The sequence below is a fragment of the Chryseobacterium sp. FR048 genome, assembly GCF_056844665.1.
Window position 1 is genome coordinate 150,369 of sequence record NZ_JBXDSE010000007.1, and the last position, 15,503, is coordinate 165,871.

Below are 15,503 nucleotides of genomic sequence, written 5' to 3' on the forward strand. Positions count from 1 at the left end.
ATAATTGTAAAATTCAAGCTATCCGGTAGTATAGAACTATGTTTTTCAAAACTGTTTTGGAAAAAGAATCTGAATTTTCTCCGGATCTTCTCCCTAACAAAAAACTGCTCCATAGAAATGAAGCAGTTTTTAAGTTTTAGAACCTGTATTTCAGATTCAGGCCATAAAAGAAGTAAGCTTTGCTTGGTCCGGGGTTAAGATCGGTAGCTGTTCCTTTTGGGTAATTACTTCCCTGATCCCAATCACCAATACTGTTTCCTAAGAACAGGAATGTATAATTGATCTGGTTGGTAAGGTTATTCCCCATTACATAAACATCTACATCCAGTTTATTAAAGGATTTCTTAAAGCCCAGTTTCGAATTCAGCAATCCAAAACCTTTTACGAGATTAGTATTATTAAAATCGGTATATACATTACCCATATAATTATAAGTATTAACCAGGTAGAATCCAGGTTTTGTAAAAATATCCAAACCTACGGCGTATTTATTTCTTGGAACACCTACAACGGTTTTATGATCGTATACTCTTAGCATTCCCATTTTTTTGGTATCAGGATCCTGATATTTGGGATCGAAAACAGAAAAGTCTTTATATTTTGTATCATAATAGGACAGGTTTACAAACGGAACAATTCGTTCAATAAAAGAATTGTCTGTTCTGTACTGATACCCTACACTGAATTCTAATCCGGTATTTTTCTGACTTCCGGTATTTGCCCAGTATGTCTGATTAGCTGTATTCCCCGGAATCAGCAGCTGAGTAAGTTTATTGGAATAATCTATTCTGAATGCCGAAATGCGGTAGTCCAATTTTGTATTGAGTAAAAGCCCCTGAATACTAAAATCTACCATTCTCGCTCTTTCCGGCTTTAAATCATCGTTTACAGTATTGGTACCTGTAGTAAATGATGATGCGGCTGTTGGCGAATTGTATCCTTCGCTATAGCTCAGATTAAAGATCTGATGTTTCCATTCTTTCTGTAAGGCAAAATGAGGGGTATAGGCTACATCAAACTTTTTTTCAAATGACTGATCTTTGTGCCCCGGAACTAAATCAGGAAATGCATAAAGGTCTTTTCTGTCATAATTGGTTCTATTGGCACTTACTCCAGCCAACAAAGTAAGTCCCCATGGTTTATAGGTAAGATAATCGATGGCAAAATAAGTCGACTGGTTATTATTGTATTTAAAATATGAAGCTCCAGCCATCCCTGTTGTCTGTAAAGGATTCGTCAATGAACCTGTAAAGCGGTAACTTGAGGTAGTGGAAACAGAATTCTGTATCTCCAGACCGAAATCCAAACGGTTCTCAAAATTTTTAAATTCATTTTTCAAGGTAAATGTGGAACGAAGGCCTACATTGGGAGAACTGGTCAATCCATATGCTCCGGCAGAAACACTTTCTGTATTTCCGTTATAATAGAATAAAGTGGTATAGTTCCTTAAATTGGAGGTAAGGCTTACCATATTGCTCAACCCTACTCTGGTCGATTTTATTTTCGTTCCCGCATTCTTACGGATATAAGCATCATTTCCGTTGTCAATGCCCGCATAATAATCATCATAAGAAATCTGCCCGGAAGTATGTTCGTAAGAATATGACTGACTTGCAAAGAAGCTTAGCTGGTCTTTTTTGCCCAGTTTAACAGTTCCGTTTACGTTGAAAAAGTTTTTTAATCCGCTTCCGTTTGGTCTGTATCCGTCTGTTTCAAGGTGTCCATAAGCCGCACTTACGGAATAATTATCATCAGCCACATTCAGTTGTGTTCTCGACTGGAAGGTTTTGAATGCTCCAAACATTGCATTTTCTGATATGGATACTCCTTTGGTAAAATCCGGACGGGTATAGAAACGTACGGCTCCACCTACTCCACCTCCGTACATGGTGGCAGCGGGTCCTTTGATCACTTCCACATTGGTCACATATGCAAAATCCACATCATCGAGAGTAGTAGTCCCTTCTGCGGTGGTGAGTGGCATATTATTCCAGTAAGCTTTTATCCCCCAGTTATTGAATTTCTGGTCGTTTCCATATCCTCTCAGAACAAGTCTCTGACCTCCGAAATTGGTTCGTTTATCCACCTGAAGTCCGGGCATAGTAGATAAAGTCTGATCGATTGCTGCCGGATTGTTTCTGTTAAGGTCTTCCTCTGAAAGGGTTTCTACTGACTGTGCATGTCTTTTGAATTCTGCACGTTCCTGTTTTATTTTTTTTCTTCCCAGGATGTTGATTTCGTCAATTGAACCTTCCTGTGTCTGCTGAGCATGTGCAATAGTGCAGCCTAACATCGCTGCTATGCATATATATTTTTTCATTATTTATTTGTTTACCATTAATATTATATTCGCTTTGTGACTAAGCGATCTCCGGAGGAGGTATAATAATGGATACATAATGATTGTCTTCTGACGAAGGGGGGGTGTTGTATATTATTTTCAGATAAAAAAAAGAAAAGAATCTGAATTCTTTATTGTCAAAGATGACAGAAAAGCCCGATGTTTTAAATATTCCTTTCTCGTGTATGGGAAGGTTGATCTGCCGTTGTAAGCAGGTCTTTTTTACGGCAAGTTTTTTTGAAAAGTCCAGCAATGAGTTGATGATAATATCTTTTTTGTCGATATAACAGAAATATGTTTTTTCTCCATCCACAATGCTGGTGGTAATAACATCATAAGAAAACCCATCAAGGATAAATTCTTTTTCTTCTCTCCATTCTGCTCCTGCCAGGTCTTTTTCTGAGAAACATATCGTTTTTCCTCTTCCTATGCTATTTCGTGTGATGGCATATTGTGTTTTTTCATAGTATTCTTTTTTTACATGAGACATCACAGAATATATCATGTTACTGAATAACATCATCACCGGGATACACAAAAAAATAAGAAATAATTTTTTATTCAAAGAATGAAAGATATTTTAAGGAATAGGATCTCCCGTTGGTTGTACGGAAGTAAATTTTGGAATATTGATCCTATGGGAAGCAGCAGATCCTTTTATGGTATATTCTATCCAACTGTCTTTTGGATTTGAATTTTGAACATTAGGAGCACTCGTGGATACTCCTTCCGGCATATCAGCAACCTTACTTTCTTCTTCATTTTTATACTGGAAATTGCCTTTTACTGTAATGATATTTCCCGAATCATTCTGAGAGAAAGGAATTGTATTACCTTCTGCCCGTAATGTTTTTATAATAACAGTTTTATTATTCTTTTTTTTAAGTTTAATACGATACATGATCCCTTTTACTCCTGCTCTACCCCCTGCCCATACTGTTTTTTCAGCAGAGATCACAGATACTGTATTATCCTGATATAAAGAGGATACCGGCATCCCACAGGAAGCCAGCATCCAGAATATTATTAAATATAACTGATTATTCATCTTAATCATCTTCCCCTACCGGAGGTTTTCCTATCACCAGATAATTACCGCTATATACCATCTGTCCTTTAGATTCCGCTTTCAGGATATAATTACCAGGGGTAAGCCTTTGGCCGAATTCTTCATCAGATTTTACATTTTTCTTGGTATAGATAAGTCTTCCCGCTCCGTCAATAATGCTTATGTCTACACTATTGTATTTAGCTGTATCGAATCTCAAATGTGAAATTCCTTTTGACGGATTAGGGTATACCATCATCATATCCTTTTTAGACTTGGTCTCTATCGTTGACAAAGTAGCATTGGTATTCTGGGTAGTCCATACTCCTCTTCCGTAAGTACATACCAACACCGTTTTGGTAGAAGGTCTGTAATCTAAATTGGTAATTCTTATATTCCCGATATTTCCTGTCACTGATGCCCACTCCGGTGTTGATGAAAGGAAATTGGTTGTTCCCCAAACTCCCATTTCCGTTCCTACCAATACTTCATTGGAGTCGTCTGGATTTCTGAGAACTGTTCGTACCGGCATATCAGGAAGATTTCCTTCTTTGCTCTGCCACGTGGAACCTCCGTTCGTAGAATAGAAAATACTGGTCAGATTATAATTGGATAACGTTACAATAATCTCACTTTCACTGGCTCCGAATTCTATATCAGAAATGGTTCCTGTAATTGGGGACGGCAGCATGGCATAGGTAGGAGTTGCCGTATTGGCATTTGTTACTTTAAAGATTCTTCCCAAATTGGTTCCTACAAAAAGGGTTGTAGAAGCTGTTGTATAAGGAGAAACTTTCATCCATGAAATCTGCTCACCATTCAGTGCCGTTCCTACGGTAAGAACCTCATTGGTAAATGTGGTCGCAGTAGCGGAAAGACCTGCTGTTTTGAAGAGCGAAAGTCCTGAACGATAAGAAAAGAACACATCATTGACTCTATCTAATGCGATCTCGTTCACAAAGTGTCCATAGTTTTCTCTATCCGCCGCTAATGTTATCAGGTTACGACGGGTATTGGTCAATATATAGTGGTTATTGTTGTAATAACTTGCAATTTCATAGGTATCCAGATCATCATACTCAGTCATCATACCGTCTCCACTGCTGGCATTGGTGATACTTGGAAGGAAATTGTTAGCCAGTGGCGCACCATACATCCACCATGAACCATTATCCTGTGCTCCTGCCAGGATTTCTTCATTAGCAGGGGTAACGACAGGGCTAAGTGTTGCACTGTAGAACTGTGTTACATTGTATCTTGTATTTCTTGCAGCAAAGCCATTCGTAGCTCCGATAGTTGCTTTATTGGCCGCATAATAGATCCCTCCATCATTACCAAAAAGCATCTGTCCTGTACCATAATTGTTGTATGGATTGAAGACAATAGCATGCTGATCGGCATGTACTGTAGATACCTGCAGGGCAGCCATATTATTATTGTTGGACCATTTTGAAATCTGGGTCCAGTTTGCCCCGCCATTCGTTGATTTAAACAGATCAATACCTCCTATATAAAGGGTATTGTCATCCTGAGGATCTGCCTTGATTACAAGATCATAAAAAGATTGTCCTCTTGTAAAATCATTTGTCGGAATTCCCGTATCTGTAGCCTTAGGTAATGTGATAACCGGTGTAGTGTCATTGGTAGCCTGCCATGTGGTTCCACCATCTGAAGTTTTGATTATTCTGATAGGCTCAGTAGATGTAGATGCTCCCTGCATAAAGGCGTACGCTTTGTTTGCATCGGTTCTGGAAAGGCAGAAGTTCACCCTTGAACCTGAGTTCCCTACAGCATATACCTGACTGAAAGTATTTCCATCAGCAGATTTAAAAATTCGTCCTCCTGAGTCTATATTCGAAAATCTGGAAGATCTGGTAGAAACCCATACTGCATTATCAGCTCCTATTTCTATCTGTTGAATAGAATATCCGGTTGTGCTGGTTACCCCTGTTGTTGTATTTAATGCCAGCAAACTCGTGTTCTTGGTAAAGGTAGCTCCACCATCTGTAGATTTATACAATCCAGCCTGGCTTAGCCCCTGCCATCCGTCATTAAACGAAATTCCTACATAAGCACCGCTTACTCCTGCATAGACTTCAGAAACTCCGTTATTGTTTCTTACTTTGATGTCATTAATATAAAAGTTTCCGTTTCTTACTCCTGAAGAAGAATAGGTTACCGGGATAGTAAAGATTTGTGTCCACGTTGCTCCGCCATCTGTAGTTTTCCATATTCCGGATCCTACGGCATCAGCGGTAGGTGCTTCTCCTGTTCCTACGTAAAAGATTTGTGAATTGTTCGGATCATAAGCAATACATGCGATGGAAGTATTGGCCCAGAATGTACTCAATGGAGTCCATTCATTTGTACTTACGGAAGGGTCCTGGTTTACCCAAAGTCCGCCGGAAACTCCTCCTGCGAAAACTCTTTTACCTGTTGCATCGTTCGGATCATACATAATGGCTCTTGTTCGTCCTCCAATACTGTATGGCCCTCTTTCAATCCAGGGTTCATTGATTATTTTTCCAGTAGCGGAACCGCCTTTGTTAATGAAAGACATTGGTTTGCCCGCTTTATAATTTCCGGCTACAATATCTTTATTTACTTTTGCTAATTCTTCAAAATTGGTTCTCCCTGTGACAGGGTCCATTGTTCTCTTATAATCTTCTTCGTTATAAAGATTAGGAGGAATTCCTTCTTTCTTTGCATTTTTATGTACCTTTTTAAGGTCTTTGTCATATTTTGCATAGAGTTGCTGTAAATGCTTTTGGTTCGCCTGAGGTGTATTTTGCGTCTGTGCATGTACACTCATAAAGAGAAGAACGGCTGCAATAGGGTAGAGTTTCATTTCCATTCAATTTTCCGCAAATGTAGATAAGTTGTATGATATTTTTTTATTATTCCCAAATTATCAGCACTAATTTGTATTTAAAATCAATAAAAAAATCTTAAATTACGTTAAAATCATTTTATATCCTCATATTGAATGTGAAATTGCGAAAAACATAAAATTAATAAAAAGAAACAGAGGTGTGAATTAATTCTACATGAAGATCAGAATATGTCCATGGATTATACATCTTATCAGTGGCAGTCTCAAAAGTTGAGGGGAATAATTGGATACAGATTGGCTATTCTAAATTTTATATAAGTGATTCGAGGCGTTTATTTGGGGAAATTAAAGAGATGGCAGCATCGTCACCTCTGATGAACGCTGTGGCTAAGCGTACGCTAACTAAAAAAAAGAATCAGCAAATACTGAAATCTTTATATCAATAAAAATGCCCCGGTAAAAACCGGGGCATTCTATTTTATTGTAAAAGAAATCTTAAGCTTGTACGTTGTTTCCTCCTAATACGAAAGGCTCAACTTCTTTGATTTCTCCGAACTGCTGCTCGTAGTTAGCGATGTTCTGCTGAAGAGCGTTTAATACTCTTTTAGCGTGAAGTGGAGCAAGAATAACTCTTGATCTTACTTTAGCCTGCTGAACACCTGGCATCAACTGAATAAAGTCTACTACAAATTCAGATGGAGAGTGGTTTACCAATGCTAAGTTAGCATAGATACCAGCAGCTACCATTTCGTTTAATTCGATGTTGATGTTTCCGTCTTGTGGATTTTGATTGTTGTCCATTGTTATAAATTATGTTTTTAAAATTCGAAATTTGAGATTGTGAAAATATAAAAATAATTTCAAATCCCAAATTTCAAATCATTAATTTTAGTTAAGGTCTTCGAATTCTTTCTTAGAACCTACGATAACATTCTGATACTCTTTCAGACCTGTACCTGCAGGAATTCTGTGTCCTACAATTACATTTTCTTTAAGACCGTTAAGATCATCCACTTTACCGGCAACTGCTGCTTCGTTCAGAACTTTAGTTGTTTCCTGGAACGATGCTGCAGACATGAACGATTTCGTTTGAAGAGCCGCTCTTGTAATACCTTGTAGTACTGGAGTTGCAGTAGCAGGAAGAGCTTCTCTTACTTCTACTAAGCTTTGATCTTCACGTCTCAATTTAGAGTTTTCATCTCTTAATTCTCTTGCGGTAATCATCTGACCTGGCTTGAATTCTTTAGAATCACCAGCATCAACAACTACTTTAAGACCGAATACTCTGTTGTTTTCTTCTAAGAAGTCATATTTATGCTCAAGAGCTCCTTCAAGGAATTGAGTATCACCTCCATCTACGATAGATACTTTTGTCATCATCTGTCTTACGATGATTTCGAAGTGCTTGTCGTCGATTTTTACCCCCTGTAGACGGTAAACTTCCTGGATCTCGTTTACTAAGTATTCCTGAACCGCTGTTGGACCTTTGATTCTTAGGATATCTTCCGGTGTAATAGAACCGTCAGAAAGTGGAGAACCTGCTCTTACGAAGTCATTCTCCTGTACTAAGATCTGGTTTGATAATTTAACTAAGTAAATTTTTCTTTCTCCAGTTTTAGCCTCAACAATAAGTTCACGGTTACCTCTCTTAATTTTTCCGTAAGAAACTACCCCGTCGATTTCAGTAACCACCGCTGGGTTTGAAGGGTTTCTTGCTTCGAATAATTCGGTAACTCTCGGAAGACCTCCGGTAATATCCCCTGCTTTCGCAGATTTTCTTGGGATCTTGATTAAGACTTTACCAGCCTTAATTTTTTCACCGTCGTTAACCATCAAGTGGGCTCCTACCGGTAAGTTGTAACCTTTCTGTTCAACTCCTTTAGAATCTACCACTTTTAATGTAGGTACTGCTTTCTTGTTTCTTGATTCAGAGATTACTTTCTCTTCGAAACCTGTAGCTTCGTCAATTTCCAACTGGAATGAAATACCCTGGATGATGTCTTCGTATTCTACTTTACCTGAAGTTTCTGCAATAATTACAGCGTTATAGGCATCCCACTTACAGATCGTATCTCCTTTCTTCACTTTATCACCTGGTTTTACAGATAATATAGATCCGTAAGGTACGTTAGCAACCATTAATGGAGTTCTAGACTCATTATCAGCTACTAATCTGAATTCCGTTGAACGGGAAACTACTACCTCAGTTGTATTACCGTTTTCATCTTCAGAAGTAATGGTTCTTACCTCATCCATTTCAACGATACCATCTCTTCTTGCAACGATAGATGGGTTTTCTGATACGTTTCCTGCAGTACCCCCCTGGTGGAAAGTTCTCAACGTAAGCTGAGTACCTGGTTCCCCAATTGATTGTGCTGCAATTACCCCTACTGCTTCACCCATGTGGATTACTTTACCAGTAGCTAAGTTTCTACCATAACATTTCGCACAGATACCTTTCTTAGCTTCACATGTTAATGGAGAACGTACTTCAACCGCTTCTAATCCTGCCTGTTCAATTTTCTTCGCTAATTCTTCAATGATTACCTGATCAGCCTCAGCAATTAATTCATCAGTTTCAGGATCATAGATATTATGAAGAGATACTCTACCTAAGATTCTTTCAGAGATTCTTTCAACGATCTCGTCATTTTTCTTAAGTGCAGTAACTTCTGTACCTCTTAGAGTTCCACAGTCGTCTTCTGTAACGATAACGTCCTGAGCAACATCTACCAATCTTCTGGTTAGGTAACCAGCATCGGCAGTTTTAAGAGCGGTATCCGCAAGACCCTTACGAGCACCGTGGGTAGAGATAAAGTACTCTAGAATCGAAAGACCTTCTTTAAAGTTTGCAAGGATCGGGTTTTCGATGATCTCCGCACCGGTAGAACCAGCTTTTTGCGGTTTCGCCATCAAACCTCTCATCCCTGATAACTGACGGATCTGTTCTTTAGAACCCCTCGCTCCAGAGTCAAGCATCATGTATACAGAGTTGAAACCACCTTGGTCAGTTTTCATTCTGCTCATGATCATTTCAGTTAATCCTGCGTTCGTGTTTGTCCAAACGTCGATTACCTGGTTATAACGTTCTGTATCGGTAATTAGACCCATGTTATAGTTAGCTCTAATTTCGTCTACAGTTTCAATTGAAGTAGCAATCATCTGCTTTTTCTCAACAGGAACTACAATATCCCCAAGTGAGAAAGAAAGACCTCCTTTGAATGCGTTTGAATATCCTAAGTCTTTCATTGCATCAAGGAACTTCACAGTGGTAGGGAAATCTGTATCAGCAAGGATCTTACCGATAACGTTTCTCAATGATTTCTTAGTAAGAAGCTCATTGATATATCCTACCTGCTTAGGTACAATCTGGTTGAATAAGATTCTACCTACAGAAGTTTCGATCAATCTTGTAACGATTTCTCCATCTTCTTTGATAGGTAGTCTACATCTTACTTTAGCATTTAAAGATACTCTTCCTTCAGCATAAGCGATTTCCGCTTCTTCAGGAGAATAGAATGCAAGACCTTCTCCTTTTACTTTCATGGTCTCCGTAGAGCTTAATTCTTTAGTCATGAAATAAAGACCAAGAACCATGTCCTGAGATGGTACCGTAATTGGAGAACCGTTTGCAGGGTTCAAGATGTTTTGAGAACCTAACATCAATAACTGAGCTTCAAGGATCGCTTCTGGTCCTAACGGTAAGTGTACCGCCATCTGGTCACCATCGAAATCGGCGTTGAAGGCCGTAGTTACTAACGGGTGTAGCTGGATTGCCTTACCTTCGATCATCTTAGGTTGGAAAGCCTGAATACCCAGTCTGTGAAGCGTAGGTGCCCTGTTCAATAGTACCGGGTGACCTTTCATCACGTTTTCTAGGATATCATAAACTACTGGTTCTTTTCTATCGATAATTCTCTTTGCAGATTTTACTGTTTTTACAATACCTCTCTCGATTAGTTTTCTAATGATGAATGGTTTGTAAAGTTCAGCTGCCATATCTTTAGGAATACCACACTCGTGAAGCTGTAAGTTTGGACCTACAACAATTACCGAACGCGCAGAGTAGTCAACCCTTTTTCCTAGTAGGTTCTGACGGAAACGACCTTGCTTACCTTTCAATGAATCAGAAAGTGATTTCAATGGTCTGTTTGATTCAGATTTTACTGCAGAAGATTTTCTTGTGTTATCAAATAATGAATCTACTGATTCCTGAAGCATACGCTTCTCGTTTCTCAAGATTACTTCAGGAGCTTTGATCTCCAATAATCTCTTCAAACGGTTGTTTCTGATGATCACTCTTCTATAAAGGTCATTCAAGTCAGAAGTTGCGAAACGTCCTCCATCCAATGGAACCAATGGTCTCAATTCTGGTGGGATAACAGGAAGTACACGCATGATCATCCACTCTGGTCTGTTGATCATTCTTGTATTAGCACCTCTTAATGCTTCTACAACGTTCAATCTCTTAAGAGCTTCAGTTCTTCTTTGTTTTGAACCTTCGTTGTGAGCTTTGTGTCTCAAGTCGAAAGACAATGCATCAAGATCGATTCTCTTTAATAGATCTTCTACAGCTTCAGCACCCATTCTGGCGATGAATTTGTTTGGATCAGAATCATCAAGATACTGGTTTTCTACAGGAAGAGTTTCCATGATGTCCAGGTACTCTTCTTCTGTAAGGAATTCCATATTTTCGAAATCAGAACCATCCAATTTCTTAGCAATACCTTGCTGGATCACTACATATCTTTCGTAGTAGATGATCATATCTAATTTCTTGGAAGGAATTCCAAGAAGGTATCCGATTTTGTTTGGTAATGAACGGAAATACCAGATGTGTGCAATTGGAACTACAAGATTAATGTGCCCGATTCTCTCTCTTCTTACTTTTTTCTCAGTAACTTCTACTCCACAACGGTCACAAACGATTCCTTTGTAACGAATTCTCTTGTATTTACCACAAGCACATTCGTAATCCTTTACAGGACCAAAGATTTTCTCACAGAATAGCCCGTCTCTTTCAGGCTTGTGAGTTCTGTAGTTAATAGTTTCCGGTTTCAAAACCTCCCCTCTTGAGTCCTGTAAAATAGACTCCGGTGAAGCTAAACCGATGGTTATTTTATTAAATCTACTTGTTTTATTTTTATTTGACATTTTTTAGATTTTAGATTTTGGATTATAAATTTTGGATTTAAGAATTTCGAAAATGATTCAAAACTCAGCATTCAAAATTTAAAATTATTCCTCAAGTCTTACATCAAGTCCAAGCCCTTGTAACTCGTGAAGTAATACGTTGAATGATTCCGGAATACCTGGTTCAGGCATAGATTCACCTTTTGCAATTGCTTCATAAGTTTTTGCTCTACCAATCACGTCATCCGACTTCACAGTAAGGATCTCTCTAAGGATGTTAGATGCACCGAATGCTTCAAGTGCCCAAACCTCCATCTCTCCAAATCTCTGACCTCCGAACTGAGCTTTACCTCCTAACGGCTGCTGAGTAATCAATGAGTAAGGACCAATAGAACGTGCGTGCATCTTATCATCAACCATGTGTCCCAGTTTCAGCATGTAGATAACACCCACTGTAGCTGCCTGCGTAAATCTTTCTCCGGTACCACCATCATAAAGGTGAGTGTGACCGAATTTAGGAAGACCTGCTTTCTCAGTGTACTCAGTAATCTGATCAAGGCTAGCTCCATCGAAGATTGGCGTAGCGAACTTCATTCCTAACTTCTGACCAGCCCATCCAAGAACTGTTTCATAAATCTGTCCGATGTTCATACGAGAAGGTACCCCTAGTGGATTCAATACGATATCTACCGGTGTTCCGTCTTCAAGGAATGGCATATCTTCTTCACGAACGATTCTTGATACGATACCTTTATTACCGTGACGTCCTGCCATTTTATCCCCTACATTCAGTTTACGTTTCTTAGCGATGTAAACTTTAGCCAACTTCATGATACCTGCCGGAAGCTCATCTCCGATTGAAATAGCAAATTTCTCACGGTTTTTAACTCCCTGGATGTCGTTATATTTGATTTTGTAATTGTGAATCAATTGTTTGATCAATTCATTCTTGTCAGCGTCTACTGTCCAGTCTGCACCACTAACGTTTACATAATCTTCAACTGAAGTTAATAACTTGTGAGTGAACTTCACACCTTTACCGATGATTTCTTCATCAAGGTCATTTTGTACCCCTTGAGAAGTTTTACCGCTTACCAGTGTATTTAATTTTTCAATTAAAGTGTTTCTCAACTCGTCAAACTTAGCCTTGTAAGTGTTTTCAATCTCTTCAAGTTTAAGTTTTTCTTCAGTTCTTTTCTTTTTGTCTTTAATGTTTCTAGAGAACAATTTCTTGTTGATAACCACCCCTCTTAATGAAGAGTCAGCTTTCAATGATGCATCTTTTACATCACCAGCTTTATCACCGAAGATTGCTCTAAGAAGTTTTTCTTCTGGAGTCGGGTCAGATTCACCTTTTGGAGTAATTTTACCAATCATGATATCTCCAGGCTTCACTTCAGCACCGATTCTGATCATACCGTTCTCGTCAAGATCTTTCGTAGCTTCTTCAGAAACGTTAGGAATATCTGCCGTAAGTTCTTCCATACCTAATTTAGTATCACGAACTTCTAGTGAATATTCATCTACGTGGATTGAAGTAAACCAGTCTTCACGTACAACTTTTTCGTTGATTACGATCGCATCCTCGAAGTTGTACCCTTTCCAAGGCATGAACGCTACCACTAAGTTTCTACCAAGAGCTAATTCTCCTTTTTCAGTAGCATAACCGTCGCAAAGTACCTGTCCTTTTTCCACTACATCCCCTACTCTTACGTTTGGTCTTAGGGTAATGGTTGTACTCTGGTTCGTTTTTCTGAACTTAGTAAGTTTGTATGTTTTAGTAGCAGACTCGAATTGTACTAAATCTTCGTCTTCGCTTCTTTCATATTTGATAACGATTCTGTCGGCATCTACGTACTCTACAGTACCTGTACCTTCAGCGTTAATTAAGATTCTTGAATCTCTTGCAACTTGTTGCTCAAGCCCTGTACCAACAACTGGAGCCTGTGGCTTCAATAGAGGAACGGCCTGACGCATCATGTTAGATCCCATCAATGCACGGTTCGCATCATCATGCTCCAAGAATGGAATTAGAGAAGCGGAAATACCGGAAATCTGGTTAGGTGCAACGTCGATAAGGTTTACCTGAGCTGGTTCAACTACCGGGTAGTCACCATCTAATCTTGCAATAATTCTGTCTGTTAAGAAATCTCCATCATCACTCAATTCAACGTTTGCCTGAGCAATTACCTTATCTTCTTCGTCTTCTGCATTTAGGTAAATAGGATCTGCGTTAAGATTAATCTTACCATCTTCTACTTTTCTATATGGAGTTTCGATGAAACCTAGGTTGTTGATTTTTGCATAAATACCTAAAGATGAAATCAAACCGATGTTTGGTCCTTCCGGAGTTTCAATCGGACAAATTCTTCCGTAGTGAGTATGGTGAACGTCTCGAACCTCGAAACCTGCTCTTTCTCTTGATAAACCACCAGGCCCTAGTGCAGAAAGTCTACGCTTGTGCGTGATCTCTGATAGAGGGTTGGTCTGGTCCATGAACTGAGATAGCTGGTTGGTACCGAAGAATGAGTTGATTACCGATGTTAAAGTCTTAGCGTTAACAAGATCAAGTGGAGTAAAGATTTCGTTATCTCTAACGTTCATTCTCTCCTTGATTGTTCTTGCAATTCTTGAAAGACCTACACCGAACTGTCCTGCTAATTGCTCACCAACAGTTTTAATTCTTCTGTTTGATAAGTGGTCGATATCATCAACCTCTGCTTTAGAGTTTACAAGCTCGATTAAGTGTCTTACGATTGCAATAATATCTTCTTTTGTAAGAACCTCAGTTGTAGTTGGGATGTTTAGACCTAACTTTTTGTTTAGTCTGTAACGTCCTACTTCACCTAAAGAGTATCTCTGCTCAGAGAAGAATAATTTTTCAATGATTCCTCTTGCAGTTTCCTCATCTGGTGGATCTGCGTTTCTTAACTGACGATAGATGTACTCTACTGCTTCTTTCTCAGAGTTCGTAGGGTCTTTTTGTAATGTATTCTGGATGATAGAGAATTCATTGCTGTTTTCTTTGTGGATCAAAATTGATTTCACACCAGCATCCAGGATAAGATCTAAGTGTTCTTTTTCAAGGATCGTCTCTCTATCTAAGATGATTTCGTTTCTTTCGATAGAAACTACTTCACCTGTATCTTCGTCTACGAAATCTTCGAACCAAGTGTTCAATACTCTCGCAGCCAATGTTCTCCCTTCCACTTTTTTAAGGGCAGCTTTAGAAACTTTCACTTCTTCAGCAAGGTCGAAGATCTGAAGGATGTCCTTATCAGACTCGTACCCGATAGCTCTTAATAAAGTTGTTAATGGTAACTTTTTCTTACGGTCGATATATGCGTACATTACGCTGTTGATATCGGTTGTAAATTCCATCCAAGATCCTTTGAAAGGGATAATTCTTGAATAGTAAAGTTTGGTTCCGTTAGCGTGGTAAGTCTGTCCGAAGAATACCCCCGGAGATCTGTGTAACTGAGTTACGATTACACGCTCTGCTCCATTGATAATGAATGAACCAGAAGGAGTCATATAAGGAACCGGACCTAAATATACATCCTGAACCACAGTTTGGAAATCTTCGTGTTCCGGGTCAGTACAGTACAGTTTAAGTCTTGCTTTTAGAGGAACTGAATAAGTAAGTCCTCTTTCCACACACTCATCGATTGAATAACGTGGAGAATCTACCAGATAGTCTAAGAATTCTAATACGAATTGGTTTCTTGAATCCGTAATTGGAAAATTCTCCTGGAAAGTCTTGTAAAGAGCTTCTGTCTTTCTGGCTTCAGGAAGTGTATCAAGCTGGAAAAATTCTCTGAAAGACTCAATTTGGATGTCCAAGAAGTCTGGAGTGATGATTTTTCCTTTCGCTGATGAGAAATTAATTCTCGGATTTCCTTGAGTTGTTGATTTTGTTTTACTCATAAAACTTTTAAGAAAGGGTTAAAAAATATTTTGATTCATTAAAAAATATCAGGAGTAGAAGAAAGAAAATAGAGAAAAGATAAAAGACTTCAAATGTTTGGCGCTATTAGAAATAGTTTTTATTCTTTTTTCTTTATTCTTACAGTCTGATTCCTAACTGCAACACTGGTATATCTTTTCACAGCGTAATGCAAAATATTTTTACTACTTTTGAGGCTATA

General features: G+C 38.7%; 7 protein-coding genes. All 7 read right to left on the reverse strand.

Annotation, left to right across the window (positions count from 1 at the left end; genetic code table 11):
- Positions 1-136: 136 nt before the first annotated feature.
- Positions 137-2,320, reverse strand: coding sequence for a TonB-dependent receptor (locus AC106K_RS19470; RefSeq protein ID WP_482447134.1), 2,184 nt, complete (start codon positions 2,318-2,320; stop codon positions 137-139).
- A gap of 40 nt (positions 2,321-2,360) precedes the next feature.
- Positions 2,361-2,831, reverse strand: coding sequence for a hypothetical protein (locus AC106K_RS19475; RefSeq protein ID WP_482447135.1), 471 nt, complete (start codon positions 2,829-2,831; stop codon positions 2,361-2,363).
- Between the two features lie 90 nt (positions 2,832-2,921).
- A complete protein-coding gene (locus tag AC106K_RS19480) occupies positions 2,922-3,389 on the reverse strand; it encodes a hypothetical protein (protein ID WP_482447136.1) in 468 nt (155 codons plus the stop codon).
- A 1-nt stretch (position 3,390) separates the two neighbouring features.
- The gene (locus AC106K_RS19485) at positions 3,391-6,237 is read right to left on the reverse strand and encodes a T9SS type A sorting domain-containing protein (RefSeq protein ID WP_482447137.1); all 2,847 of its coding nucleotides are present in this window, start codon (positions 6,235-6,237) and stop codon (positions 3,391-3,393) included.
- Positions 6,238-6,717: 480 nt separating this feature from the next.
- The gene (locus AC106K_RS19490; RefSeq protein WP_002976436.1) at positions 6,718-7,023 is read right to left on the reverse strand and encodes a DUF3467 domain-containing protein; all 306 of its coding nucleotides are present in this window, start codon (positions 7,021-7,023) and stop codon (positions 6,718-6,720) included.
- A gap of 87 nt (positions 7,024-7,110) precedes the next feature.
- Positions 7,111-11,376 carry a DNA-directed RNA polymerase subunit beta' gene (gene rpoC, locus AC106K_RS19495; RefSeq protein WP_482447138.1) on the reverse strand — a complete coding sequence of 1,422 codons (4,266 nt, stop codon included), beginning with the start codon at positions 11,374-11,376 and terminating at the stop codon, positions 7,111-7,113.
- Positions 11,377-11,460: 84 nt separating this feature from the next.
- Positions 11,461-15,282 (reverse strand): DNA-directed RNA polymerase subunit beta, encoded by a 3,822-nt coding sequence (gene rpoB / locus AC106K_RS19500; protein ID WP_047099693.1) that lies wholly within the window; start codon positions 15,280-15,282, stop codon positions 11,461-11,463.
- Positions 15,283-15,503: the final 221 nt, after the last annotated feature.

Excerpts from the sequence above, each read along its gene's own strand:
- AC106K_RS19470 (WP_482447134.1), bottom strand. The coding sequence starts at position 2,320 with ATGAAAAAATATATATGCATAGCAGCGATGTTAGGCTGCACTATTGCA.
- AC106K_RS19475 (WP_482447135.1), bottom strand. The coding sequence starts at position 2,831 with ATGTCTCATGTAAAAAAAGAATACTATGAAAAAACACAATATGCCATC.
- AC106K_RS19480 (WP_482447136.1), bottom strand. The coding sequence starts at position 3,389 with ATGAATAATCAGTTATATTTAATAATATTCTGGATGCTGGCTTCCTGT.
- AC106K_RS19485 (WP_482447137.1), bottom strand. The coding sequence starts at position 6,237 with ATGAAACTCTACCCTATTGCAGCCGTTCTTCTCTTTATGAGTGTACAT.
- AC106K_RS19490 (WP_002976436.1), bottom strand. The coding sequence starts at position 7,023 with ATGGACAACAATCAAAATCCACAAGACGGAAACATCAACATCGAATTA.
- rpoC (WP_482447138.1), bottom strand. The coding sequence starts at position 11,376 with ATGTCAAATAAAAATAAAACAAGTAGATTTAATAAAATAACCATCGGT.
- rpoB (WP_047099693.1), bottom strand. The coding sequence starts at position 15,282 with ATGAGTAAAACAAAATCAACAACTCAAGGAAATCCGAGAATTAATTTC.